Origin of the sequence: Lentzea sp. NPDC059081 (genome assembly GCF_042738015.1) — a bacterium.
Classification (GTDB): Bacteria; Actinomycetota; Actinomycetes; order Mycobacteriales; family Pseudonocardiaceae; genus Lentzea.
In genome coordinates this window covers 110,362-135,322 of record NZ_JBHYGW010000004.1, presented here as the reverse complement: position 1 = coordinate 135,322, position 24,961 = coordinate 110,362, and the positions used below count along the sequence as shown (strand labels likewise).

Annotated in this window: 25 protein-coding genes and 1 riboswitch; of the genes, 11 read left to right on the top strand and 14 right to left on the bottom strand. The window is 70.1% G+C overall.

Features of this window, described 5'->3' with window-relative positions:
• The first annotated feature begins 37 nt into the window (after positions 1-37).
• From ACFWV3_RS11140 to ACFWV3_RS11125, 4 genes are all read left to right on the top strand, one after another.
• Complete coding sequence (locus ACFWV3_RS11140; RefSeq protein WP_382411326.1) at positions 38-706, top strand: NUDIX domain-containing protein; 669 nt, start codon at positions 38-40, stop codon at positions 704-706.
• A 10-nt stretch (positions 707-716) separates the two neighbouring features.
• The gene (locus ACFWV3_RS11135) at positions 717-1,397 is read left to right on the top strand and encodes an LON peptidase substrate-binding domain-containing protein (protein ID WP_382410728.1); all 681 of its coding nucleotides are present in this window, start codon (positions 717-719) and stop codon (positions 1,395-1,397) included.
• A gap of 539 nt (positions 1,398-1,936) precedes the next feature.
• Positions 1,937-3,181, top strand: a complete 1,245-nt coding sequence (locus ACFWV3_RS11130; protein WP_382410726.1) for an MFS transporter — start codon at positions 1,937-1,939, stop codon at positions 3,179-3,181.
• Entirely contained in the window at positions 3,178-3,900 is a 723-nt protein-coding gene (locus ACFWV3_RS11125; RefSeq protein WP_382410724.1) for a putative hydro-lyase, read from the top strand. Before ACFWV3_RS11130 ends, ACFWV3_RS11125 begins: the two co-directional genes overlap by 4 nt.
• A gap of 31 nt (positions 3,901-3,931) precedes the next feature.
• On the opposite strand, the gene ACFWV3_RS11120 is transcribed toward ACFWV3_RS11125, so the two are convergent.
• From ACFWV3_RS11120 to bioD, 4 genes are all read right to left on the bottom strand, one after another.
• Complete coding sequence (locus tag ACFWV3_RS11120) at positions 3,932-4,519, bottom strand: DUF2567 domain-containing protein (RefSeq protein ID WP_382410722.1); 588 nt, start codon at positions 4,517-4,519, stop codon at positions 3,932-3,934.
• Positions 4,520-4,542: 23 nt separating this feature from the next.
• Entirely contained in the window at positions 4,543-4,734 is a 192-nt protein-coding gene (locus ACFWV3_RS11115) for a hypothetical protein (RefSeq protein WP_382410720.1), read from the bottom strand.
• Positions 4,734-5,750, bottom strand: coding sequence for a biotin synthase BioB (gene bioB, locus ACFWV3_RS11110; RefSeq protein WP_382410718.1), 1,017 nt, complete (start codon positions 5,748-5,750; stop codon positions 4,734-4,736). The genes ACFWV3_RS11115 and bioB overlap by 1 nt, the downstream gene beginning before the upstream one ends.
• Before the next feature lie 70 nt (positions 5,751-5,820).
• A complete protein-coding gene (gene bioD / locus ACFWV3_RS11105; protein ID WP_382410716.1) occupies positions 5,821-6,540 on the bottom strand; it encodes a dethiobiotin synthase in 720 nt (239 codons plus the stop codon).
• Positions 6,541-6,576: 36 nt separating this feature from the next.
• On the opposite strand from bioD, the gene ACFWV3_RS11100 reads away from it, so the two are divergent.
• Positions 6,577-6,819 carry a glutaredoxin family protein gene (locus tag ACFWV3_RS11100; RefSeq protein WP_382410714.1) on the top strand — a complete coding sequence of 81 codons (243 nt, stop codon included), beginning with the start codon at positions 6,577-6,579 and terminating at the stop codon, positions 6,817-6,819.
• On the opposite strand, the gene ACFWV3_RS11095 is transcribed toward ACFWV3_RS11100, so the two are convergent.
• From ACFWV3_RS11095 to dnaE, 3 genes are all read right to left on the bottom strand, one after another.
• The gene (locus ACFWV3_RS11095) at positions 6,792-7,994 is read right to left on the bottom strand and encodes an adenosylmethionine--8-amino-7-oxononanoate transaminase (RefSeq protein WP_382411325.1); all 1,203 of its coding nucleotides are present in this window, start codon (positions 7,992-7,994) and stop codon (positions 6,792-6,794) included. The two genes, ACFWV3_RS11100 and ACFWV3_RS11095, sit on opposite strands and share 28 nt — an antisense overlap.
• A gap of 64 nt (positions 7,995-8,058) precedes the next feature.
• Positions 8,059-9,264 (bottom strand): cytochrome P450, encoded by a 1,206-nt coding sequence (locus ACFWV3_RS11090; RefSeq protein ID WP_382410712.1) that lies wholly within the window; start codon positions 9,262-9,264, stop codon positions 8,059-8,061.
• A 115-nt stretch (positions 9,265-9,379) separates the two neighbouring features.
• Positions 9,380-12,892: a DNA polymerase III subunit alpha gene (gene dnaE, locus ACFWV3_RS11085; protein WP_382411324.1), complete on the bottom strand. Its 3,513-nt coding sequence runs from the start codon at positions 12,890-12,892 to the stop codon at positions 9,380-9,382.
• A 245-nt stretch (positions 12,893-13,137) separates the two neighbouring features.
• Between dnaE and ACFWV3_RS11080 the strand changes: the two genes are divergently transcribed.
• The gene (locus ACFWV3_RS11080; RefSeq protein ID WP_382410710.1) at positions 13,138-13,980 is read left to right on the top strand and encodes an AsnC family protein; all 843 of its coding nucleotides are present in this window, start codon (positions 13,138-13,140) and stop codon (positions 13,978-13,980) included.
• Here ACFWV3_RS11080 and ACFWV3_RS11075 read toward each other — a convergent pair.
• On the bottom strand, positions 13,967-14,737 hold the full coding sequence (locus tag ACFWV3_RS11075; RefSeq protein WP_382410708.1) for an inositol monophosphatase family protein: 771 nt from the start codon (positions 14,735-14,737) through the stop codon (positions 13,967-13,969). The two genes, ACFWV3_RS11080 and ACFWV3_RS11075, sit on opposite strands and share 14 nt — an antisense overlap.
• Positions 14,738-14,760: 23 nt before the next feature.
• On the opposite strand from ACFWV3_RS11075, the gene ACFWV3_RS11070 reads away from it, so the two are divergent.
• Positions 14,761-15,660, top strand: coding sequence for a LysR family transcriptional regulator (locus ACFWV3_RS11070; RefSeq protein ID WP_382410706.1), 900 nt, complete (start codon positions 14,761-14,763; stop codon positions 15,658-15,660).
• Here ACFWV3_RS11070 and ACFWV3_RS11065 read toward each other — a convergent pair.
• The 5 genes from ACFWV3_RS11065 to ACFWV3_RS11045 all read right to left on the bottom strand — a co-directional run bounded on the left by ACFWV3_RS11065 (position 15,646) and on the right by ACFWV3_RS11045 (position 21,196).
• Positions 15,646-16,248, bottom strand: coding sequence for an NAD(P)-dependent oxidoreductase (locus tag ACFWV3_RS11065; protein ID WP_382410704.1), 603 nt, complete (start codon positions 16,246-16,248; stop codon positions 15,646-15,648). The two genes, ACFWV3_RS11070 and ACFWV3_RS11065, sit on opposite strands and share 15 nt — an antisense overlap.
• Before the next feature lie 73 nt (positions 16,249-16,321).
• The gene (locus tag ACFWV3_RS11060) at positions 16,322-17,206 is read right to left on the bottom strand and encodes an RluA family pseudouridine synthase (RefSeq protein ID WP_382411323.1); all 885 of its coding nucleotides are present in this window, start codon (positions 17,204-17,206) and stop codon (positions 16,322-16,324) included.
• A gap of 151 nt (positions 17,207-17,357) precedes the next feature.
• Entirely contained in the window at positions 17,358-18,128 is a 771-nt protein-coding gene (gene lspA, locus ACFWV3_RS11055; RefSeq protein ID WP_382410702.1) for a signal peptidase II, read from the bottom strand.
• A 23-nt stretch (positions 18,129-18,151) separates the two neighbouring features.
• Entirely contained in the window at positions 18,152-19,483 is a 1,332-nt protein-coding gene (locus tag ACFWV3_RS11050) for an aminotransferase class V-fold PLP-dependent enzyme (protein ID WP_382410700.1), read from the bottom strand.
• A gap of 37 nt (positions 19,484-19,520) precedes the next feature.
• Positions 19,521-19,635: riboswitch (SAM riboswitch) on the bottom strand.
• A gap of 73 nt (positions 19,636-19,708) precedes the next feature.
• Positions 19,709-21,196: a potassium/proton antiporter gene (locus ACFWV3_RS11045; protein ID WP_382410698.1), complete on the bottom strand. Its 1,488-nt coding sequence runs from the start codon at positions 21,194-21,196 to the stop codon at positions 19,709-19,711.
• Positions 21,197-21,327: 131 nt separating this feature from the next.
• Between ACFWV3_RS11045 and ACFWV3_RS11040 the strand changes: the two genes are divergently transcribed.
• Positions 21,328-22,260, top strand: coding sequence for a M28 family metallopeptidase (locus ACFWV3_RS11040; RefSeq protein WP_382410696.1), 933 nt, complete (start codon positions 21,328-21,330; stop codon positions 22,258-22,260).
• Here ACFWV3_RS11040 and ACFWV3_RS11035 read toward each other — a convergent pair.
• A complete protein-coding gene (locus ACFWV3_RS11035; protein ID WP_382410694.1) occupies positions 22,233-22,787 on the bottom strand; it encodes a TetR/AcrR family transcriptional regulator in 555 nt (184 codons plus the stop codon). The genes ACFWV3_RS11040 and ACFWV3_RS11035 overlap by 28 nt on opposite strands.
• 62 nt (positions 22,788-22,849) lie before the next feature.
• On the opposite strand from ACFWV3_RS11035, the gene ACFWV3_RS11030 reads away from it, so the two are divergent.
• The 3 genes from ACFWV3_RS11030 to ACFWV3_RS11020 all read left to right on the top strand — a co-directional run bounded on the left by ACFWV3_RS11030 (position 22,850) and on the right by ACFWV3_RS11020 (position 24,922).
• Positions 22,850-23,302: an SRPBCC family protein gene (locus tag ACFWV3_RS11030; RefSeq protein WP_382410692.1), complete on the top strand. Its 453-nt coding sequence runs from the start codon at positions 22,850-22,852 to the stop codon at positions 23,300-23,302.
• A gap of 127 nt (positions 23,303-23,429) precedes the next feature.
• The gene (locus ACFWV3_RS11025) at positions 23,430-23,774 is read left to right on the top strand and encodes a DoxX family protein (protein WP_382410690.1); all 345 of its coding nucleotides are present in this window, start codon (positions 23,430-23,432) and stop codon (positions 23,772-23,774) included.
• A complete protein-coding gene (locus tag ACFWV3_RS11020; RefSeq protein ID WP_382410688.1) occupies positions 23,771-24,922 on the top strand; it encodes a BTAD domain-containing putative transcriptional regulator in 1,152 nt (383 codons plus the stop codon). The genes ACFWV3_RS11025 and ACFWV3_RS11020 overlap by 4 nt, the downstream gene beginning before the upstream one ends.
• Positions 24,923-24,961: the final 39 nt, after the last annotated feature.

The following is a 24,961-nucleotide window of genomic DNA, read 5'->3' as shown; positions in this document are numbered from 1 at the left end:
GGTGGCGGGCGTGGGACATGAAGTTCTAGCAGCTGTGCTGCGAGTGAGAGGTGCGTCACTCCAGGTCATGCTGTGGGAGCGCGCACGGGAGCCACATGCTCACCGCTGGTCGCTGCCGGGCGGCGGCCTGCGGGTGGACGAGGACGTGGAGACCTCCATCCGCCGTCAGCTGGCGGAGAAAGTCGACGTGCGACAGTTGTCACACGTCGAACAGCTGGCGGTCTTCAGCGCCCCGGACCGCGTTCCGGCACCCCGCGTGGTGGCGACGGCGTTCCTCGGACTGGTCCCTTCGGACGTGGATCCGGAGGTCCCTTCGGACACGTCGTGGCACTGCGTCGAAAAGCTGCCTCCGATGGCCTTCGACCACGCCTCGATCGTCGATCGAGCACGGCACAGGCTCGGCTCGAAGCTGTCCTACACGAACCTCGGCTTCGCTTTGGCGCCACCGGAGTTCACCATCTCGCTGCTGCGCGACCACTACTCCGCGGCACTGGGCTACCGGGTGTCCGCGACGAACCTCCAGCGCGTCCTGTCGCGCCGGTTGTTGCTGGAACCCACAGGTGGGACCGCTCCCCCGGGCCCGTCGGGAGGCCGCCCGGCCGCGTTGTTCCGGTTCAGCGCCAAGGGAATCAAGGTGACCGATCCGTTCGCCGTGCTGAGACCGCCGGGATCCGGCCGTCCAGCAGGCGGAGGTGGCACCCCGTAACGTTGCACGCGTGGCAGAGACGCTTCCTTTGTTCCCGCTGGGCACCGTGCTGCTGCCCGGCGCGTCTTTGCCGTTGCACATCTTCGAACCGCGCTACCGCCAGCTCGTGGTCGACCTGATGACCGGCTCGCTGTTCGGCCGCACGTTCGGCGTGGTCTGCATCAAGGAGGGCTGGGAGGTCGGCGCCGACAACGTCCACTCCCTGCAGGACATCGGCTGCTCCGCCGACCTGCTGGACGCCCGCCCGCTGCCGGAGGGCCGCTTCGACATCGTGACGCGCGGCGTGCGCCGGTTCCGCCTGCTGGACGTGGACGCGACGACCGCGCCGTACCTGCTGGCGCAGGTCGAGTACGTGTCCGACGTCGAGGTGCCCGTCGCGGCCCAGGAGGTCGTGCCGCTGCTGGAACGCGGGGCGCGGGCGGCGCACGAGCGGTACTGCGGCGCGGCCTGGCACCGGGAGGACTGGTCGCCTCCCGCGGACGACGTGTCGCTGGGGGACCTGTCGTACCTGCTGGCGGCCGACTGCCTGTTGCCGGTCGAGGACCGGCAGCGGTTGCTGGAGGAACGGTCGCCGGCGCGGCGGTTGCGGCTCGTCCGGCGGATGTTGCACCGGGAGACCGGGATCTTGAGCGCGTTGAAGGCGGTGCCGGTGCCGTTGACGGAGTTCGGGCACGTGCCGAGCCCGAACTAGCGCTCCGCCCTGGGTGGCGGCGCGCGGACGAGGGCGGTCGGCGGCCGGTCGAGGCGCGGGACGGCCGAGGCGCGGAGTGGGCCGAGGCGCGGAGTGCGCGGGGCGGCCGAGGCGACGCACCCGCGGTGTGAAGCCGGCCGGCCTGAACGCCGAGTCCCACCGGCCGGCCACGAGACACGACCCCGGCCTGCCGCCACCTCTCCCGCGGTGACCCGTTTCTCGCATTGCCTTCACCTGGCTGCGGCCGCTCGCCGCTCCTCCGGCGCACCTTCCGCAGCCCTCCCGCGGTTCGCCCCGCGCGCCGCCTACAGACCTCCCATGGGTTCGCCCCAGCCCCGCACGCCCGTCCCCACCTGCCCGCGCCCCTTCGCGCCGCCTGCCGCCCACCCGCCAGCGCCTTCCCCTCCTGCCCGAACAGCCGAGCCCGCAGCTCCAATCGTTGGATCGTTGAATTGTGGCCTTGTGGGATTGTTGAACAATCCTTACTCTGAGGTCTCCGTCACACCCCAACACTCCTCCACCACGCTGCGAGGTGTCCCATGAGCACGACCACGACCGAGGAGACAGGCCGTTTCGCCTGGTTCCGCAGTCTCGGCCAGAAGGGCCGGCGCGCGTTCATCGGCGCGTTCGGCGGCTACGGGCTGGACTCCTACGACTACTGGGTCCTGCCGCTGAGCCTGGTCGCGATCACCGGCTACTTCGGCCTCACCAAGGCGGAAGCGGGCCTGCTGGGCACCAGCACGCTGCTGATGAGCGCCATCGGCGGCGCGGTGGCGGGTGTCATGGCCGACCGGTTCGGGCGGTCGAGGACGCTGATCATCACGGTCGCTGCCTACGCGTTCTTCACCGTGCTGTGCGGGTTCGCGACGAGCTACGAGACGTTGCTCGTCTTCCGCGCGTTGCAGGGGCTCGGCTTCGGTGGCGAGTGGGCGGCCGGGGCGATCCTCGTGGCCGAGTACTGCAAGCCGAAGTACCGCGGGCGCACGGTGGCGTTCATCCAGAGCGCGTGGGCGGTCGGCTGGGGACTCGCGGTCGTCGTCAACACGCTGGTGGCGAGCCTGGCGGACCCGGCGATCAGCTGGCGCATCATGTTCTGGACGGGCGCGCTGCCGGCGATCCTCATCTTCTACGTGCGCCGCAACGTCGACGACGCACCGGAAACCAAGGCGCAGCCCAAGGAACGCGGCACGTTCCCCAAGATCTTCGCACCGGGCATCCTCAAGACCACGCTGTTCGCCGCGCTGCTCGCGACCGGTGTCCAGGGCGGGTACTACACCCTCGCGACGTGGCTGCCGTCGTTCCTGCAGACCGGGCGCGGCCTCACCATCATCGGCACCGGCGGGTACCTCGCGTTCCTCATCACCGGCGCGTTCACCGGGTACGTCAGCGGCGGCTACCTCACGGACTACCTGGGGCGCAAGAAGACCTTCACGGTGTTCGCGATCGCCAGCGCGCTGCTGATCGTCGCCTACACGCAGATCCCCAACGGCGCCAACACGTTGGTCATGTTCCTCGGCTTCCCGCTCGGGTTCTGCATGTCCGCGATCTTCAGCGGGTTCGGCAGCTACCTGTCCGAGCTCTACCCCACCCGGCTCAGGGGAACCGGGCAGGGCTTCACCTACAACTTCGGGCGCGCGTTCGGCGCGGTGTTCCCCGGTCTCGTCGGGTTCATGGCCGACCGGCTGGGCATCGGCGGTGCGATGCTGTTCGGGGCGGCTGCCTACGGGATCGCGGTCATCGCGCTCTTCTGGCTGCCGGAGACGGTCAACAAGGAGCTCGAATGACGACAGCGGGCCGAGCGCCGGGCCAGGCCCAGGCGAACCTGATCGCCGTCCCGAAGGACTGGGCCTACGACTTCCTGCTCTTCACCCACCGCAACCCCAAGCCGTGCCCGGTGCTCGACGTGCTGGACGCCGGCGAGACGGTCAGCGCGCTCAAGCAGGACGCGGACGTGCGGACCCACGCGCCCCGCTACCGGGTCTGGGAGCACGGCGAGCTGACGGCCGAACCGGAGAACGCGACCGAGTTCTGGCGCGACGGCCTGGTGACGTTCCTGATCGGCTGCAGCTTCACGTTCGAGACGGCGCTCACCAACGCCGGTGTGCCGCTGCGGCACGTGGAGCAGGGCAAGAACGTCTCCATGTTCGTCACGGACATCCAGTGCCGGCCGGCGGGACGGCTGCACGGGCCGATGGTCGTGTCGATGCGGTGGATCCCGGAGTCCCTCGTGGACATCGCGCACAAGGTCACGGCGCTCATGCCGTCGGTGCACGGCGCACCGGTCGGCGCGGGCGACCCGAGGATGCTCGGCGTCGACGACGTCGAGACGCCGGACTTCGGGGACGCCGTCGAGCACGAACCCGGTGACGTGCCGGTGTTCTGGGCGTGCGGGGTGACCCCGCAGGCGGTGCTGATGAGGTCGAAGCCGCCGTTCGCGATCACGCACGCGCCGGGGCAGATGTTCGTGACCGACATGCCGGACTTCGCCTACCGAGTGGGGTAGGTCCCGCGAGGGCGGTGCCCCGGCTGACCACTCAGCCGAGGCGCCGCCCCAGGTCGTCGAGGCCGTTCCACGCCGTGCAGCAGCCGTAGGCCAGCGCGGCGGCCAGCGGCCACGCCAGGATTCCCCACCACGTCTCCAGCGACGGCGCGACGAGCAGCGTGTCGTTCGGCTTGATCTCCGCCGGCATCGGGTACTTCCCCGCGGCGAGCGACCCGCCGAGCCACTGCGCGAACCACGCCGCCGCGAACGATCCCGCGGTCATCGCCAGCATCACCACGGGCCCGCGCCGCGAGCGCAGCAGCCACACCGCCATGCCGGTGACGGCGCCCGCGCCGAGGCCGATGACCACGAACACCATCAGCGCGTCGAGCCGGTGGTAGCTCTCCACCCCGATCGGGTAGAACTTGCCGTCCTGAGGCGAGACGATCTTGAGCTGGGCCGGGGCGAGCCACGACCACACGTACGCGGCGGGCAGCCCGAACGCGAACGTCGTCAGCAGAACACCCAGCGCGGGCAGCAGATCCCGCTTCACCACGACCTTCGGCCGAGGCCGGACGTAGTGGTAGACGTACGGCTCCGGCACGGGTTCGATGCGCACCGGCGCGGCGTTCTCGTCCATTCGCGAGAGGTTACTACCGAGCCTCAGTTCCGGGCCGAAGCAGTCTCACCGTGGCGGCTGCAGCGCGCCGTCCAGCCGTCCGGCGTCACCTGGACGACCATCCGGCGCGCGCACTCCGGGCAGTACCGCGGCGGGTCGATCACCGACAGGCGCCGGCGGCAGACCTCGTGGTCGCCACCGGCTTCCTCTTTGCCGCAGAAGGAGCAGTACGTCATCACAGGGTCTGGCTCAGCGCCTTGATGGGCATCGACAGCTCGTCGAGCATGTCGAGGTCCTGCTGCGCCGGGCGGCCGAGGTTCGTGAGGTAGTTGCCGACGATGATCGCGTTGATGCCGCCGAGCATGCCCTGCTTCGCGCCCAGGTCACCGAACGTCAGCTCGCGGCCACCGGCGAACCGCAGGATCGTGCGCGGCAGGGCCAGCCGGAACGCGCCGACCGTGCGCAACGCCTCGGCGCCCTCGACGACCGGGTAGTTCTCGTACGGCGTGCCGGGGTTCGGGATGAGGAAGTTCAGCGGCACTTCGTCGGGCTCCAGCTCCGCGAGCTGCACGGCGAACTCCGCGCGCTGCTGCAACGACTCGCCCATGCCGATGATGCCGCCGCAGCAGACCTCCATGCCGGCGTCGCGGATCATCCTCAACGTGTCCCAGCGCTCCTCCCAGGAGTGCGTGGTGACGACGTTCGGGAAGTGCGAGCGGGCCGTCTCGAGGTTGTGGTTGTAGCGGTGCACGCCCATCGCCACGAGCTCGTCGACCTGCTCCTGCGTGAGCATGCCGAGCGAGCAGGCGATCTGGATGTCGTTGCCGTCCTCGCGGATGGCCTTGATGCCGTCGCGCACCTGCGACAGCAGCCGCTTGTCCGGGCCGCGCACGGCCGCGACGATGCAGAACTCGGTCGCGCCGGTGTCGCGGGTCTGCCGGGCCGCGCGGACGAGGCCGGGGATGTCCAGCCACGCCGAACGCACGGGCGAGGGGAACTGGCCGGACTGCGAGCAGAAGTGGCAGTCCTCCGGGCAGCCGCCGGTCTTGAGCGACACGATGCCCTCGACCTCGACCTCCGGGCCGCACCAGCGCTCGCGGACCTCGTGGGCCAGGGCCAGCAGGTCGCCGATCCGGTCTTCCGGGAGCTCCAGCACCTTCAGCACCTGAGCCTCGGTGAGCCCGACGCCTCGTTCGAGCACCTGCTCACGAGCTTCGTCGAGCACGTCGATCTGTTCCGGCGCTGCGGTCACGGTCTCTCCTCCTCCGGTGGCCTGGCGTGCACTATGCCGCACTGAATCCTTCATCGTGCAGCGACGTAGGTCACTGGACCGCGAATTGAGCGGCGAACGTCTCCGGGTCGAACGCGCCCCCGAACCAGGGTGAGAACGATCTCCTGGCGACGGCCAGGAAGTCGGTCGGACCGAGCTTCGTCACCCCCTGGGGCAACGCGCCGAGCAGGGGCGCGCCCGCCGCCTCCGGCAGGTCGGCCAGGTTCGTCAGCGACGCGAGATCGGGGTGCAGCGGCCAGCTGCCGACCACGACACCGATCGACTCGATGCCGCGCCGCTGCAACGCCTCGGCGGTCAGCGCGGTCGTGTTCAACGTGCCGAGCCCCGCCTGGGCCACGATCAGGACCGGCGCGTTCACCGCCCACGCGATGTCCGCCAGCGTCGAGCCGCCCTCGTCGAACCGCACCAGCAGCCCGCCGGCGCCCTCGACCAGCACCAGGTCGTGGGTCTCGTCGAGCGCGGTGACCTCGGCCGCGACGTCCTTCGGGTGCACGGCGGGCATGCCCGCGCGTCTGGCCGCGGTGGCCGGCGCCAGCGGGTCGGGATATCTGGCCAGCTCACGGGTCGTCACGTCGCCCGCCAGCCGCGCCACCTCCGCCACGTCGCCCGGCTCGCCGGGCAGCAGGCCGGTCTGGGCGGGCTTGAGCACCGCGACCCGTCTGCCCTCTGTCCTGGCCAGCGCCGCGATGCCCGCGGTGACGGCGGTCTTGCCGACCTCTGTCCCGGTTCCGGTGATCACCAGCACGCTCACAGGGTCTCACCTTAGAACTTCACCTACCGTGACCACATGGCTGAGCAACCGATCGTGATGTACGGTGCCGAATGGTGTGGTGACTGCCGCCGGGCCAAGGCCTGGCTGACCCGCAACGACGTGCCGTTCACCTACGTCGACGTCGAGCACGACGACGCGGCGCGCGACCGGGCGGTCGAGATCGCGGGCCGCAAGAACATCCCCGTCGTCGTGCTGCCGAACGGCGACTTCCTGGTCGAGCCGACCGACACTCAGCTCGCGGCCGCGATCACGCCCTGACAGATCGTCGCGATGTCGTCGTCCGTGCTGATGAACGGCGGCATCGTGTAGATCAGGTCGCGGAACGGCCGCAGCCACACCCCGGCGTCCACGGCAGCGCGTGTGGCCCGTGCCATGTCCACGGGTTCGTGCAGTTGCACCACGCCGATAGCGCCCAACACGCGCACGTCCCGGACGCCGGGCAACGCGCGTGCGGGTGCGAGTCCGGCAGCAAGCCCGGCCGAGATGCGGGCTACCTCGCGCTTCCAGTCCTGCGACAGCAGCAGCTCGATCGACGCCAGCGACACCGCCGACGCGAGCGGGTTGCCCATGAACGTCGGGCCGTGCGCGAGCACCGGCACCTCGCCCTGGCTGATCCCGTCCGCGACCCGCGGCGTGCACAGCGTGGCGGCCATGGTCATGTACCCGCCGGTCAGCGACTTGCCGACGCACATCACGTCCGGGCTGACGTTCGCGTGGTCGGCGGCGAACAGCTCGCCCGTGCGCCCGAAGCCCGTGGCGATCTCGTCGAACACCAAGAGCACGTCGTGTGTGTACGCCAGCTCTCGCAACACGTGCAGGTAGCGCGGGTCGTGGAACCGCATGCCACCCGCGCCCTGCACCACGGGTTCGACGATGATCGCCGCGAGCTCGTGCGCGTGCTCCTCGACCAGGTCGGCGAGGTGCTGGACGTACGCGGTGTCCATCTCGGCCGGGGGTTCGTCGGCGAAGACCTGCTCCGGCAGGATTCCACGCCACAACGAATGCATCCCGCCCTCGGGATCGCACACGGACATCGGGGTGAACGTGTCCCCGTGGTAGCCGCCGCGCCACGTCAACAGGCGGCGCTTCTCCGGACGGTTGCGGGAACGCCAGTACTGCAGGCACATCTTCACGGCGACCTCGACCGAGACCGAGCCGGAGTCGCACAGGAAGACGTGCTGCAGCTCCGCGGGCGTGATCTCGACGAGCTTCGCCGCGAGCCGGATGGCGGGCTCGTGCGTGAGCCCGCCGAACATCACGTGGCTCATCCGGCCGAGCTGCTCGGTGACGGCCGCGTCCAGCACCGGGTGCCGGTAGCCGTGGATCGCGGCCCACCACGACGACATGCCGTCGACCAGCTCGCGTCCGTCCGCGAGGGTGAGCCGGACACCGGAAGCCTCGGTGACGAGCAACGGCTCCTGAGTGCCCGGCATCGGTCCGTACGGGTGCCAGACGTGCGCCTGGTCGAGCTTCAGCAGGTCGTCCACCCGCTGAACATTAGGCCAGGCGTACCGGCAGGGTGTGCAGGCCGCGGATCAACGTGCTGTCCCGCCACGCCAACGTCTCCGGCTCGGCGGCGAGCGTCAGGTTCGGGAACCGCGCCAGCAGCTGCGTGAGCGCCACGTCGAACTCCAGCCGGGCCAGCGGGGCGCCCAGGCAGAAGTGGATGCCGTGGCCGAACGCGACGTGCCCCTGCGCGGACCGCGTCACGTCGAGCTGGTCGGGGTTCTCGTAGCGCTCGGGGTCGCGGTTGGCCGCCACCAGCGACACCATCAGGATCTCGTCGGCGGGCACCGTGACGTCGCCCAGCTCGAGGGGTTCCTTGGTGTAGCGGAAGGTCGCGACGTTGATCGGCCCCTCCAGCCGCAGGAACTCCTCCGTGCTCGCGGGGATCAGCTCGGGCTTGTCCTTGAGGATCTGCAGCTGCTCCGGGTTGTTCAGCAACGCGAACACGGCGTTGCCGATGAGGTTCACGGTCGTCTCGTGGCCGGCCACGAGCAGCAGGAACGCCATCGACACGAGCTCTTCGGTGCTCAGCGAGTCACCGGAGTCGGTGGCGTGCACGAGGGCGGAGAAGAAGGTGTCGTCGGGCTCGGCCGCCTGCACCTTCGTGACGTGCTGGTACAGGAAGCCCGCCATCGCCGCGCCGGCCGCCTGCACCTCCTCGGTCGTGCCGAAGGTGAGCAGCTGGTTGGACCACTCGCGGAACTCGTCGCGGTTGTCGATCGGGATGCCGAGCAGCTCGCAGATGACGGTGATCGGCAGCGGGAACGCGAAGACCTCCAGCAGGTCGACCACGTCGCCGTCGTTCAGCCTCGCGATCAGCTCGGCCGAGATCTCCTCCACCCTGGGCCGCATCTTCTCGACGCGGCGGGCGGTGAAGGCCTTGGTCACGAGCTTGCGCAGCCGGGTGTGGTGCGGCGGGTCCATGTTGAGCATGTGCTCGGCCAGCGAGTCGTCGAGCACGCGGCCCGCGGCCGGGTCGGTCGAGTGCACCTGCATGAGGCGACCGCCCTCAACGACGTTCTTGCTGACCCTCGGGTCGGTGAGGGCGATCTTCGCCTCGTCGTACCGAGTCACGAGCCAGACCTTGAGCCCGCGCGGCATGCGGACTTCCTGCACGGGCCCCTCGGCACGCAGCATGTCGTGCACTTCGTGCGGGTTCTGGACGTAGTCGTCGGGCAACTGGGTGAGTGTCGTCACCCAACCCAGTTAACCCCGTTTACTCGGCGCTCGCCACAAATTCTCGAGCGGTGCTCGTGATTGTCGGCCGACAGCCGACAACCACCACGAATCCGGTCGTTTTCCTGAGAATCCGCTAACGCTGGATCGTGACGCCCCGGATCGTCTTCAGGTCGCCGAAGAGGGACGGCGTCGGCTGGACGCGGTAGTTCTCCACCACCAGCATCTCCTTCGACCGGTCGCGCTTCTGCACCTCCAGGTGCACGGCGACCTGTCCCTCGTGCGACTTGAACACGATCTTCAGCTCTTCGATCAGCTCGGGCGTCAGCGTCTTGGTGTGCAGCCCGAGGACGAGCGGCGGGTCGGCTCCCGGGTTCGCCTCCGCGTCGCTGATGTCGAGCGGGACGACGCCGTCGCCGAAGATCGCCATCTTGTCCTCGCGCCAGTTCACCCTGCCCTTCACGCACACCGCGGAGTCGAGCTCCAGGTCGTCGCGCAGCACCTCGTAGGACTTCGGGAAGAACAGCACCTCGATGGACGCGTCGAGGTCCTCGATCACCGTGATCGCCCACGGCAGGCCGTTCTTGTTCACCCGGCGCTCGATCGACGAGATCATGCCCGAGACGATCAGCTCGCCCTCCTTGGGCGGGTCGTCGAGCACGACGGCGATCGGGCGCGGCGCGAACTTGCGCAGGATCCGCTCGGCACCGTCGAGCGGGTGCGAGGAGACGTAGAGGCCGAGCATCTCCTTCTCGAGGCTCAGCATCTGCTTGCGCGGGTACTCGTCCGTGCCGAACTTGAGGTGCGCCAGCGGGGACGTGCTGTCGTCCTGGTCGTCGGCGCTGTCGCCGCCGAACAGGTCGAACTGGCCCTCCGCCTCCTTGCGCTTGATCGGCACGACGGCGTCGACCGCGTCCTCGTGCACCTGGATCAGCGACAGGCGGGTGTTGCCGAACGAGTCGAACCCGCCCGCCTTGATCAGCGACTCGATCACGCGCTTGTTGCAGGCGACGAGCTCGGACTTGTCCATGAAGTCCGTGAAGGACGTGTAGGCGCCCTTCTCCTTGCGGGACTTGATGATCGACTCGACGACGTTCGCGCCGACGTTGCGGATCGCGCCCAGGCCGAAGCGGATGTCCGTGCCGACCGCGGAGAACCGCAGCGCCGACTCGTTGACGTCCGGCGGGAGGACCTTGATGCCCAGCCGGCGGCACTCCGCGAGGTAGACCGCCGACTTGTCCTTGTTGTCACCGACGGAGGTGAGCAGGGCGGCCATGTACTCGGCGCGGAAGTTCGCCTTGAGGTACGCCGTCCAGTACGAGATCAGGCCGTACGCGGCGGCGTGCGACTTGTTGAACGCGTAGCCGGCGAACGGGAGGATCGTGTCCCACAGCGCCTGGATCGCCTCGTCGGAGAACCCGCGCTGGTCGGCCCGCATACCGGCCTGGAAGCCCTCGAACTCCTTGGCCAGGACCTCGGCCTTCTTCTTGCCCATCGCCTTGCGGAGCACGTCCGCGCGGCCCATGGAGTAGCCGGCGACCTCCTGGGCGATGAACATGATCTGCTCTTGGTAGACGATCAGGCCGTGCGTCTCGCCGAGGATCTCCTTGAGCGGTTCGGCGAGCTGCGGGTGGATCGGCTTGACCTCCTGGCGGAGGTTCTTGCGGTCCGCGTAGTCGTTGTGCGCGTTCACACCCATCGGACCGGGGCGGTACAGCGCGCCGACCGCGACGATGTCCTCGAACGACGTCGGCTGCATGCGGCGCAGCAGGTCGCGCATGGGGCCGCCGTCCAGCTGGAACACGCCCAGCGTGTCACCGCGGCCGAGCAGCGCGTAGGTCTCCGGGTCGTCCATCGGGAGCTTGTCGAAGTCCGGGACGGCGTCCTTGCCCCGGTTCATCTCGATGTTCTCGATGGCGTCGCCCATGACCGTCAGGTTGCGCAGCCCGAGGAAGTCCATCTTGAGCAGGCCGATGTTCTCGCACGACGGGTAGTCCCAGCCGGTGATGAACGAGCCGTCGTCGCGGTACCAGAGCGGGATCGAGTCGGACAGCGGGTCCTTCGACATGATGACCGCGCACGCGTGCACGCCGGCGTTGCGGATCAGGCCCTCGAGACCGAGCGCGGTGTCGAAGATCTCCTTCACCTGCACGTCGGTTTCCAGCAGCGAGCGGACCTCGGCCGCCTCGTTGTAGCGCGGGTGGCTCTTGTTGACGATGCCGTTGAGCGGGATGTCCTTCGCCATGATCGGCGGCGGCAGCGCCTTGGAGATCTTGTCGGCGATCGCGAAGCCCGGCTGACCGTGGTGGACGCGCGCCGAGTCCTTCAGCGCGGCCTTGGTCTTGATGGTGCCGAAGGTGATGACCTGGGCGACCTTATCGGCGCCGTACTTCTCGCTCGCGTACCGGATCATCTCGCCGCGACGGCGGTCGTCGAAGTCGATGTCGATGTCGGGCATGGCGGTGCGCTCGGGGTTCAGGAACCGCTCGAACAGCAGACCGTGCGGGATCGGGTCGATGTTCGTGATGCCCATCGCCCACGACACGGCGGCACCTGCCGCGGAGCCACGGCCGGGGCCGACGCGGATGCCGACGCTGCGGGCGTAGTTGATGAGGTCGGCGACGATGAGGAAGTACGCCGGGAAGCCCTTGTCGATGATGACCTGGGCCTCGTAGTCGCAGCGCTCGATGTACTCCTGCGGCACCTCGGAGTCGCGGAACCGCCACTCCAGGCCGCGCCGGATCTCCTTGCGGAACCAGGACGCCTGGTCCTCGCCCTCGGGGACCTCGAAGTTCGGGATCCGGTCCTTGATCGACCAGATGTCCTCGTACGACTCGACCATCGACGCGACGAGCAGCGTGTTGTCGCACGCCTCCGGCAGGTCCTTCCAGATCTGCCGCATCTCCTCGGACGACTTCAGGTAGTAGCCGTCGCCGTCGAACTTGAACCGGTTGGGGTCCGTCAGCATCTTGCCGGACTGGACGCAGAGCAACGCGGAGTGCGTGTCCGCCTGGTCCTTGGTGACGTAGTGGCTGTCGTTGGTCGCGAGCGGCGGGATGCCGAGCTTGCGGCTGATCTCCAGCAGGCCCTCGCGGACCCTGGTCTCGATGTCGAGGCCGTGGTCCATCAGCTCCAGGAAGAAGTTCTCCTTGCCGAAGATGTCCTGGTAGTCGGCCGCGGCCTTGACCGCCTCGTCGACCTGGCCGAGCCGCAGCCGGGTCTGCACCTCGCCGGACGGGCAGCCGGTGGTCGCGATGATGCCGTCGGCGTGCTGCGCGACGAGCTCGCGGTCCATGCGGGGCTTGTAGTAGTAGCCCGTCTTGCTGGCCTCGGTGTGCAGCCGGAAGAGGTTCCGCAGGCCGTCCGCGTTGCGCGCCCACATCGTCATGTGCGTGTAGGCGCCCGCACCGGAGATGTCGTCGCCGCGCTGGCCGGGGTCGCCCCAGAAGACCGGCTTCTTGTGCAGTCGGTTGTGCGGCGCGAGGTAGGCCTCGATGCCGATGATCGGCTTGATGCCGGTCTTCGTCGCCGTTTGGTAGAACTCGTCGGACCCGTACATGTTGCCGTGGTCGCTCATGCCGACGGCCGTCATGCCGAGACGCCCGGCCTCCTCGAACAGCGGCGCCACCTTGGCGGCTCCGTCGAGCATCGAGTACTCGGTGTGCACGTGCAGGTGCACAAACGAGTCCACCACGGGCAACCCCCTTGTGTAGCAAGCGTTTCTGCGCGAACAAGGGACTCTCACGTCCTGGCGCCCGCCAACCCTACAGGCCGCGCGGGGCGGTGGTCGCGTGCGGGACGGGCGAGTCGCGAAACCGGCCGGTGCGCGCGGTGTGATCACGATCAGGCGGGCGGTGACACGGCGGCCGGTCCCGCCGGGTAGCGTTTCATTTCGTGGTGGCCCCCGATCCCGTAGACGCTCGCCTGCTCGCCGTCCTGGCCGAGTCGGGCCGTGCAGCCGTGCACGAGCTCGCGCAGCGGCTGGGCATGGATCCGCGCGAAGCCGCCATGCGCCTCATCACGCTGTCCGGCAGCGGCCTGCCCGTGCTCGTCGGCGTGGAGTGCGACCCGAACGGCGTGCGCCGGGCCCTCGCGAACGCCGCCGCCTACGGCAACTACTTCGGCCCGCCCCAGTCCGGCCCGTACGCCGTGCACCAGAGCGGTCCGCACCAGGTCCAGCAGCAGTACGGGCCGCAGGGGCCGGTCAGCCAGCCGTTCCCCGCCCAGCCCCAGGCCCAGCCGCAACAGGCCACGTGGGGCCCGCCGCAGTCGGCCGGGTGGGTGCGCGCCGACCAGCCGCAGCCCAAACCCGTCTCGCGCACCGGCAAGATCGGCTCCTCGCTGGAGGCCGACAGCCTGGAGGGCGCGCACCTGCAGATCCAGCTGGTCGAGGTGGTCGACCCGGCCGACTTCCTGTTCACCGCGGCCGGCTACAAGCTCGCGGACGGCGAACGGGCCGTCGTCGTGCACACCGAGGTGACGAACGCCTCGCAGGTCTCGTACACCTCGCTGCCGGACATGTACCTCGTCCTGGTGACCAAGACCGGCGAGACCGTCACGAAGGCGCCGGTCTCGCTGTCCTCGCGGCCCGCGCACAAGCTCGGCGTGCAGCCCGGCGAGACCGCGGGCGGTCACACGGTGTTCGTGCTGCCGGACGAGACCCAGGTCATCCAGGTCCGCTGGAGCGTGCGGCCCGAGGTCGACCTGAACACCCTCGTCTGGACTATCGACGACTGAGCACGTCCAGTGCCGCGCCGTGCACCCCCGGCGCCGCGGCGACGTACTCGGCGCTGTCGATCGTCCACGGCTTGCCGTCGAGGTCGGTGACGACACCGCCCGCCTCCTGCACGAGCAGCACACCCGACGCGTGCGCGCGCACGTTGTCGAACTGCCAGTGCGCGTCCATGCGCCCGGCGGCGACCTGGGCGAGCTGGTGCGTTACGGGCACCGAGATCCGCACGTAGAGGGCCTCCTTGGACATGGCGCTGAAGGACGCGCCCACCCGGTCCGCCATCTCCGGCCCCTGACCGGGCTGGGCCTGGCCGGTGCCGACGAGCGCGCCGTCGAGCGAGGTCTTGTCCGAGACGGTCAGCCGCACGCCGTTGAGGAACGCGCCTCCGCCCTCGGTGGCCGTGAACATCTCGTCGAACAGCGGGAAGTACACGACGGCGAGCACCGGGCGGCCGTCGCGGACCAGGCTCACGCCGATGTTCCAGTCGGTCATGCCGTGGATCGCGTTCAGGTTGCCGCCGACGGGGTCGATCAGCCACCACTCGCCCTCCGCGAGCGGGCCGGAGCCGTGCTCGTCGTTGAGCCAGCTCGCGGCCGGGTTGATCTCGGCGAGCGCCGGCTCGAGCAGGTCGACGACGGCCTCGTCGTTGGCGCGGACGCCGGCCAGCACGCCGGCGAGGCCGGAGGTGCGCGACTCGGTCGAGTAGCGCTTGAGCAACCGGGCTCCGGCGCGGCGGACGGCGGCGGTGGTGGCGCTGAGCATGGGGTCCTCCAAGATTGTCAGTCATGCAAGCGGATCTGAACCTGCTGACGGTGCTGGACGCCCTCCTCGAGGAGGGCAGCGTGATGGGTGCGGCCGAGCGGCTGCACCTGTCGTCCCCCGCGGTCAGCAGGACGCTGGGACGGATCAGGAAGGTGACGGGCGACGACATCCTGGTGCGGACGGGCCATTCGATGACGCCGACGCCGTACGCGCTGGGGATCGCCGAGGAGGTGCGCCGGCTGGTGCGGGAGGCCAACGCCGTGCTCTCGCCGAGCCGGGAGCTGGACCTCGCCACGCTGGACCGCACGTTCACGATCCAGTGCCACGACGCCCTCGCGTCGTCGCTGGTGCCGGTGCTGGTCGGGAAGATCGCGGAGCAGGCGCCCGGTGTGCGGTTGCGGGTGCTGGCGGAGCAGTCCTCCGACACCGACGACCTGCGGCACCGGATCGACCTGGAGCTCGGCGGCGGCGCCCCGGACCTCCCGGAGTTCCGCTCGGAGACCCTCGGCACCGACCCGATCGCCGTGGTCATGCGGCCCGGCCACCCGTGCGCCGGCCACCTCGACCTGCCCGCTTACGCCTCGCAGTCGCACGTGCTGGTGTCCCGGCGTGGCCGGCTCACCGCGCCGATCGACGACCTGCTGGCCTCGCAGGGCCTGCGCCGCAGGGTGATCGCGACGGTGGCGACGGTGCACTCCGCCCTGCAGATCGCGGCCGCGAGCGACGTCCTGGTCACCACCACGACGGTGCTGTGCCGGCCGTTGATCGAGGCGTTCGGGCTGGTCACCCGGCCGTTGCCCGCCGAGTCGCCGGAGGCCCCGGTCAACTGCAACTGGCACCAGCGCTACGACTCGGACCTCGCGCACGCCTGGCTGCGCGACCAGGTGCGAGCAACCCTCACCGACGTCTTACGACAGCGGTAGGGCCACGGCGCCGGCGAAGCGCGGGTTTTCCGCCTCGTCCAGCATCGCGGCCGCCACGGTGTCGCGGCTGACCTTCGCCGAGAGGTCGAACGGCGGCGCCTCGTCCAGGCCGGCCGTGCGCCTGGTCGCGCTCTCGGGTTCGTCGGTCAGCACCCCGGCGTGGAAGACGGTGCCCCCGGCGGCGAGCACGGCGGTGTCGGCGGCGACCTTGTCCGGGATCCGGTCGCCGAAGAACTTCTCCAGCACGGCGGCGCCCTCGCCGGCGGCTTCGGCGGACGGGCCCGTGCCGTAGGCGCCGAGCCAGATGACGCGCCGCGGCTCGGCCGCGAGGACCGCCTTGGCGCCGGCGGACAGGACGCCCGGGACGTCGGTGCCCAGGCCGGACAGGACGACGGAGTCCGGGCCGACGACCGCGGCGATGCTCGCCGGGTCGCTCACGTCGCCCGCGACCTTGCGGAGGTTCTCGTGGTCGAGGTCGATCCGCTCGGGGTCGCGGGCGATGGCGGTGACGGTGTGGCCGCGCTCCAGGGCCTTCCTGGCCAGAGCGAGACCGGTCCGTCCGGAGGCTGCGAGAACGATCAGGTTCATGCCGGCAACGCTATTGAGCGCACCGATTAACATCAAGTGCAACGTCGTCAAGCGATGATTTACCTGAAGTAAATCAGCCTTCCTCGCGGAGCTTCTCCAACGCCTGCGCCAGGTCGTCCGGGTAGTCCGAGGTGAACGTGACCCACTGCCCGTCGGCGGGGTGGTGGAACCCGAGCTGCCGCGCGTGCAGCCACTGCCGCGTGACGCCGAGGCGCTTGGCCAGCGTCGGGTCGGCGCCGTAGGTCAGGTCGCCGACGCACGGGTGGTGCAGCGCGGAGAAGTGCACGCGGATCTGGTGCGTGCGGCCGGTCTCCAGGTGCACCTCGACGAACGACGCCGCGCGGAACGCCTCGATCACCTCGTAGTGCGTGATCGACGGCTTGCCGGAGTTCATCACCGCGAACTTGTAGTCGTGCTTCGGGTGGCGGTCGATCGGCGCGTCGATGGTGCCCTTGATCGGGTCCGGGTGGCCCTGCACGATCGCGTGGTAGACCTTGTCGACGGTCCGCTCCTTGAAGGCGTGCTTCAGCGCGGAGTACGCGGACTCGGACTTGGCCACCACCATCACGCCCGTCGTGCCGACGTCGAGCCGGTGCACGACGCCCTGGCGCTCGGCGGCGCCGGACGTGGCGACGCGGTGCCCGGCTGCGGCGAGCCCGCCCACGACGGTCGGCCCGGTCCAGCCGGGCGACGGGTGCACGGCGACGCCGACCGGCTTGTCGACGACGATGATGTCGTCGTCCTCGTGGATGATCTTCAGGCCCTCGACGGGGATCGCCTGGACGGTGATCGGCTGCGGCGGCGCCGGCAGCGTGATCTCGAGCATCGACCCGGCCGTGAGGCGGTCGGACTTGCCGACGACCCGGCCGTCGACCAGCACGTCGTCGGCGTCGGCGATGGCCGCGACGGCGGTGCGGGACAGGCCGAGCAGCTTCGCGAGGCCGGCGTCGACGCGCATGCCGTCCAGACCGTCGGGAATCGGCAGCGTTCGGTATCCGCTCACGCGGGGCCTCGACCTTCTTCTGGCTGTGGTTCGCCTCTCGTGCGCCTGAGCTGGGCGTTCTTCACCAGCGACCACACCGGGCAGAACCACGAATTTACCAGCCGCGCTAGTCGGGCTTCGCGAGCCCGTCCTGCTCGACGGCGACGGGAGACTCTTCGTCCTTGGTGATCGTCCCGTCGTAGTCGTGCTGCATGAGCGCGAGCACGATGATCGTCGCGCCACCGCCGACGATCGCCATGTCGGCGATGTTGAACACCGGCCACACGCCGCCGTACGGGTCGAAGAGCGACAGGAAGTCGACGACGTGGCCGCGCATCGGTCCCGGCTCGCGGAACAGGCGGTCCGCGAGGTTGCCGACGGCACCGCCCAGCACCAGGCCGAGCCCGGCCGCCCAGCCCTGCGAGCGGAGGTTGCGCGAGATCCAGACGATGAACCCGGCGACGCCGAACGCGATCAGCGCGAGGATCCACGTCCAGCCCTCGGCCAGCCCGAAGGCGGCACCGGGGTTGCGGACGAACGTCAGGTAGAGTGCGCCGCCGAAGATCTTGATCGGGTCGGCGCCCTCGAGGAACGCCACGGCCGAGACCTTGGTGAGCACGTCCAGCGCCAGCACGCCGGCGGCCAGGACCGCGAGGAACCTCGTCCGCGGTTCCGGCAGCGAACCGGTGAACGAGAAGCCCTCGACGACGTCGTCGTCCTCCGCCTTCGCGGGGGCCGGCGCCTCGGCCTTGTCCTCCACGACGGGTGTCACGACCTCGAAGACGGGCTTCTCCGGCTCGCTGACCAGCGTCTCCGCCGGTTTCTCCGCGGCCTTCCCGCCGTCTTTCCCGGCGGCCTCCGCGGAGACCTTCTCGTCGGCCTTGGGCTCGTCCGTCACCAGGTCATTGTCCACTCCAGGGACTACGCGAGAAACGGCGGCAGGGTTCGGCCGTCGTCCTCGGCGACCCAGCGGCCGTCGCGCTGCGCGTACGTCCACTTCGGACCCTCGGTGACGAGAGTGCGCAGCGCCGCGACCAAACGGTCGACGTGCTCCACCGTCGTGCCGAGGCCGATCGACGCGCGCACGGCACGTTCTTCGTGCGACCCGACCTGCTTGACCAGACGGCCCACGATGACGTGCGCGCAGAACGCGCCGTCGCGCACACCGATGCCGTACTCGGCCGAGAGCGCCGCCGCGAGGAAGCCCGCGTCGAAGCCGGAGACCGTGAAGCTCACGACGCCGACCTTGTCCGCGTCGGACAGGATCCTGAGCTCGCGGAAGCCGGGGATCGTGCGCAGGCCTTCACGCAGACGCGCGAGCAGCTCCTGCTCGTGCGCGACGGTCTGCTCCCAGTGCCGCGACAGGATCTCGCAGGCCGCGGCCAGCGCGTGCACGCCCACGACGTTCGGGCTGCCGGCCTCGTGCCGTTCGGGCACGGCGGACCACGCCACGCCGAGCCGGTCGCCGTGGTCGGTGACCTTCGACGTCGCGCCGCCGCCCACCAGGTACGGCTGGGCCTGCTGCAGCCAGTCGGCGCGGCCCACGAGCACACCGGCGCCGAACGGCGCGTAGATCTTGTGTCCGGAGAACGCGATGTAGTCGACGTCGAGCTCACGGGCGTCGATCGGGCGGTGCGGGGCGAGCTGCGCGGCGTCGAGCGCGACGCGGGCGCCGTGCCGGCGGGCGACCTTCGCGAGCTCCGCGACGGGCCACAGCTCCCCCGTGACGTTGGACGCCCCGGTGACGATCACGAGCCGAGGGCCGACCGGGGCGGCGGCCAACGCCCGGTCCAGCGCCGCGAGGGCCGCGCCGGACGACGAAGGGGCGGGAATGCGCTGCACGTGCGGACCGCGCCACGGCAGCAGCGCGGCGTGGTGCTCGCTGTCGAACAGCACAACGGCGGTGTTGCGGGGAACGCTGCGCGCCAACAGGTTCAGCGAGTCCGTGGTGTTGCGGGTGAAGACGACGGTGTCGGACGAGCGGGCGCCGACGAACTTGCGGATGCGGTCGCGCGCCTGCTCGTAGACGCGGGTCGAGACCTGCGAGGCGAACCCGGCGCCGCGGTGCACGCTGGCGTACCAGGGCAGCAGCTCGTCGACGGCGTCGCGCACCTCCTGCAGGCACGGCGCGCTCGCCGCGTGGTCGAGGTTGGCGTACGTGACGCGCTCTCCGGTGACGAGGGGAACCCTCAGGTCAGCGCCGACGACAGCCGGAACCGCCGTGGTGGTGCTGGGGGTGATCGCGAGCGTCATCGAGCTGCCTCCGAGGCCAGGGGCCCCGTTGAGCGAAGGCCCGCGCTTGACCGGCGCCCCGCGCGCCGGACCAGGTCCTCACCAAGGGCACCCCACCGCGGTTGGAGGGTTGCCGGCCAGCAAGCTTGGGCTTGACGCTGGCTCTCATGACCTGCCGACGACGTTAGCGGAGCCCGCGGCGCCCGTCGACACCCGATCACATGCTGAGAAGCATCGGGAACCGACTCAATCGCCCGTCTCGCCCTTCCACCGTGCGTAGCGACCGGCCCGGTCCACGGCACGAACGCGCCGCTCAGCGGCCTCGCGCGCCTCCTCGGTGGTGACGATGAGCAACTGGTCGTCGGTCTGCAGCCTGGTCGTCGGCTGTGGCGTGAAACTCTTCCCGCCGCGCACCACGAGGCTCACCGTGGCGCCGCTCGGCAGCCTCAGCTCGGACATGTAGACGCCGTGCAGCTTCGACCCGCGCTGGATGTGCACCTGCAGCAGCTCGGCGCCCAGCTCGTCCAACGGCGAGGAGTCGACCTGGACCTCCTGCGGCTCCCCCGCGCGCACCAGCCCGAGGCGCCGCGCGAGGAACGGCAGCGTCGTCCCCTGCACCACGGTCAGCACGATGACCAGCACGAACACGACGTCGACCAGCTCACGCGCGCCTTCGACGCCCTGGATCAACGGGATCAGCGCGAACACGATCGGCACCGCGCCGCGCAGGCCGGACCAGGAGAGGAACGCCTGTTCGCGCCAGGGCACCTTGAACGGCAACGAGGACAACACCACCGACAGCGGCCGGGCCACGAACGTCAGCACCACACCCGCGATCAGCGCGGGGACCAGCACGTCCAGCAACCGCATCGGCGAGGCGTAGAGGCCGAGCAGCACGAACAGCCCGATCTGCGCGAGCCAGCCGAGGCCTTCGGCGAACGAGAGCGTGTCGGCGCGGTGCGGCAGCCGGGCGTTGCCGAGGACGAGCGCGGCGACGTAGGTGGCGAGGAACCCGGACGCGTGCGCGAGATCGCCCGCGGTGTAAGCGATCACGCACACCGCGACGGTCGCGAGCGGGTAGAGACCGGTGGCGGGCAAGGCCGCGCGTCTCAGCCCCGCACCGCCGAACACGCCCAGCACGACACCGATGAGCGCGCCTGCGGCCAGTTCGTAGACCACGAGAAGGGGCGCCGTCCAGGAGATCTGGTCGGACGAGGCCAGCAGCACGACCGCGATGTAGACCGGTGCGTCGTTGAGACCCGACTCCAGCTCGAGCGCGCCGGTGAGCCGCGCGCCGACACCCAGCGACCGCAGGACGCTGAAGACCGCGGCCGCGTCCGTCGACGACAGCACCGCGCCCCACAGCAACGCCATCCGCCAGTCGAGGCCGAGCAGGAAGTGCAGCGCCGTCCCCGTCACGGCGACGCTGACCACAACGGCCACTGTGGACAGTGCGACGCCTAACCACAGCGACGTCTTGACGGCGTGCCAACGGGTCGTGAGCCCGCCCTCGGTCAGGATCAGCACGAGAGCGGCGATGCCCAGCGACTGCGTGAGGCCGGCGTCGTCGAACTTGATGCCGGCCACGGACTCGCCGAGCAGCACGCCGATCCCGAGGTACAGCAACAACGAGGGCAGCCCGAGCCGGGTCGACACCCGCACCGCGATCACGGAGATCAGCAGTACGGCAGCGCCGATGCCCAGTACGACCGTGACGTCACCCACCTGGACCATTCTGGTTGATCACCACCGATCTGGACGAATCAGACGCGTTAACAACTCCCGACGTTCGCCCCTGGTGGGCCGGACGCACAGTGGAGCACGTTGATCAGTGGCTCAATCCCAACCCTGCACGGAGTTGAACCATGAGGATCCTGATCGCGCTGGCGGCCGCCTTGACGGTGGCCGGAACAACCACGGCGCACGCGGCCGCTCCGGCGGCCCTGGCGGCACCGAACATCTCGGTTGCGAACGTCCAGTCCCACCTCTCCCAGTTCCAGTCGATCGCGACCGCCAACGGCGGCAACCGCGCTCACGGACGTCCGGGGTACCTGGCCTCGGTGAACTGGGTGAAGGGCAAGCTCGACGCGGCCGGCTTCACGACGCGCGTGCAGTCGTTCACCAACGGCGGCGCCACCGGCTACAACCTGATCGCCGACTACCCCGGCGGCGACGCGAACAACGTCGTCATGCTGGGCGGCCACCTCGACAGCGTCACGGCGGGCCCCGGCATCAACGACAACGGCTCCGGCTCCGCGTCGATCCTGGAGGTGGCCCTGCAGATGAAGGCCACCGGTTTCCAGCCCACCAAGCACGTGCGCTTCGGCTGGTGGGGCGCGGAGGAACGCGGTCTCGTCGGCTCGACCTACTACGTGAACTCCCTGTCCAGCACCGACAAGTCGAAGATCAAGGCGTACCTGAACTTCGACATGACCGGCTCGCCGAACGCCGGCTACTTCGTCTACAGCGCCTCCGGCCAGCCCTCCGGCTCGCTGGCCCTGCAACAGCGCCTGCAGGCGGGCTTCACGTCGATCAGCGTGCAGACCGAGCTGACCAGCGTGGGCGGCCGGTCCGACCACGCGGCGTTCGCCCGGTCCGGCATCCCGGTCGGCGGCACCTTCACCGGTGCCGAGGAGACCAAGACCTCGGCGCAGGCGCAGAAGTGGGGCGGCACGGCCGGTCAGGCCTTCGACCGCTGCTACCACGCGTCCTGCGACACGACGTCGAACATCAACGCCACGGCGCTCGACCGCAACGCGGACGTGATCGCCTACGCGTTGTGGGCGACGGCGGCGTGACCCGTTAGCACCTGCACGGCCTCGTCGAGCACCGGTTCGACGAGGCCGGGCAGCGTCGCCTGCATCTGCGCCTGCCCCAGGTAGAGGCTGAACGCGATCAACGCCCGCTTGCCGGCCCGGTCGCGGTCGAACCCGAGCTGCACGAACAGCTCGGTCAGGTATCCCAGCCGTTTCTCGGTGACACGCCGCAGAACCGGCGCGACCACCTCGTTGTCCGCGACCGCCTGCAACGCCATCTCCACCGACCCCTTGCGCGTGCGGTCGAGCACCGTCCCGAAGAGGGTCCTCAGCTTGTCCCGCGGCGTCTGCTCCGCCTCGACCAGCTCGATGACCTTCTCGGTGTGCTCCCGCTCCCAGCGCTCGACCGTCGCCTTGAGCAACGCCTCCCGGTTCGGGAAGTGGTGGTAGACGCTGCCTTTGGTGGCACCGGCGCTCGCGGCGAGCGGCTCGATCGCGACGGCCTGGAGCCCTCCTTCGGCCAGGGCTCTCAGCGCTGTCTCAGTCCAGTCGTCTCTCGTCCTCCGCACCACGTTTCCATACGCTACCGTACGGTCCAGGAACATACGCCAGCGTATGGAAGGGGATCCTGATGATCAGGAACATCCACACCCGCGACCTGGGCGAGCCCGCGGGCCCGTTCGTGGACCGCATGCCCGAGCTCTGGCCACCCGCCTGGGGCAGGCAGGAGTTCGACCGCCCGCTCGGCGTGGGCGCGGACGGCGGCCACGGCCCGATCCGCTACCACTGCACCGCCCACACCCCCGGCACGTCGATCACCTTCGCGTTCCGCGACGGCGACGGCTTCCACACCCTGTCCGCGTCCGGCACCGTGCTGCGGCACGAACTGGTCGGCGACTTCCCGTTGGCCAAGCGCCTGCGGTGGGCGCTGGTGGTCCGCTGGCTGCACGACGCGTGCATCGAGGACCTCTTCGACGCGTGCGCCGGTGCCGCGGGGCATCCGCCGGTGGTCACCGAGCGGTGGTCGTGGTGGGTGCGGGTGGTCCGGCGGATCTTCATGGCGACGAACCGGCGACGCGCCTGACCTCAGCGCACGGAACCCGTTGCGGCACAGCGGAACCCACGAGCCGGAACGCCGCGGCCACCGTCCTCACGCGACCCGGCCACCGACGAACGTCCATCCGGAAGCGAACGAACCGTATGCTCGCCCGATGACGTTGACCATCGCCCTGTCGATCGTGCTGGCCGTGCTGTTCGTCGCGACAGGTGCCGGCAAGCTGCTCGGGGCGAAGGCGTCACTCGAGGCACGTGACCACTTCCGGATGAACCCGGCGCTGTGGCGGACGATCGGCGCGCTGGAGTGGGCGGGCGCGGCGGGGCTGGTCGTCGGCCTGGTCACGTGGGAGTGGGTGGCGCACGCCGCCACCGTCGGGCTGGGGCTGCTGATGGTCGGCGCCACGGTCACCCGGCTGCGGTACGACTCGAAGCCGACGGGTGTCGTCGTGGACCTGGTGCTGCTCGCGTTGCTGATCATGCTGTTGTTCCTGGACCGGTGACCTACTCCTTCCACCTCCTGGGCAAGCCGGAGGTCCGGCGCGGCACCGCCGTCGTGGAGGTGGGGCACGCGCGCCGGCTGAGCGTCCTGGCCGTGCTGCTCGTGGACGTCAACCAGGTCGTCGGCATCGACAAGCTGCTCACGCGCGTCTGGGACGGCCCCCCACCGCGGCAGGCCAAGGCCGCGCTCTACAGCTACCTGTCCCGCCTGCGCACGGCGTTGGACGGCACGCCGATCGTGCGCCGCTCCGGCGGTTACGTGCTCGAAGCAGACCCGCAGACCGTCGACCTGCACCGCTTCCGCGCTCTCCTCGGGCAGGGACATCCAGACGAAGCCCTCGCGCTGGTGCGCGGCGAACCGTTCGAGGGCCTGCACGGCGAGTGGTTCACCAGCCTGCGCGACACGCTCGCCGGCGAGGTGGCTGCCGCCGAACTCGACCATGTCGACGCACGCCTCGCCGCGGGCGAACACGAGTCGTTGCTCCCGGAACTGACTGCCCGCACGACCGGACGCCCGCTGGACGAACGGCTGGCGGGCCAGCTGATGCGCGCGTTGGCCGGAGCCGGCCGCCGGTCCGACGCCCTGGCCCACTACGCGAGACTGCGCCACCGCCTGGCCGACGGCCTGGGCCTCGACCCCGGTCCCGCGCTGCGCGACCTGGCGGCCTCCCTCGACCGTCCACAGTGGAACCCACGCTTCTTCCCCGCGCCACCGAAGGAGATCATCGGTCGCGAACGGGAGCTCGCAGCCCTCGACCTCGACGGCCCCATCGTCACGATCACCGGTCCCGCGGCCACCGGCAAGACCGGCCTGGCCCTGCACTGGGCGCACGAGCACGCCGCCGACTACCCGGACGGTCTGCTGTTCGCGGACCTGAGCGGACGCGACCCGGCCGCTGTCGTGCGGGAGCTCATCACCGCCCTGGGCACCGCACCCGACGGCATCCCGCCGGAGCCGCACGCGCAGACGGCGCTCTACCGCACGTTGCTGGCGGACCGGCGGATGCTCATCGTGCTCGACAACGCCGCCGACACCGCCCAGGTCGTCCCCCTGCTCCCCGGCACACCGCGGTGCCGCGTCGTCGTGACGAGCCGCGCACGGTTGCCCGGTCTCGTCACCGCGCACGGCGCCCGCCCGATCGTCCTCTGATCGGCCCTTGCCAGGGGTTCGTCCTCTCCTCCAGACTGG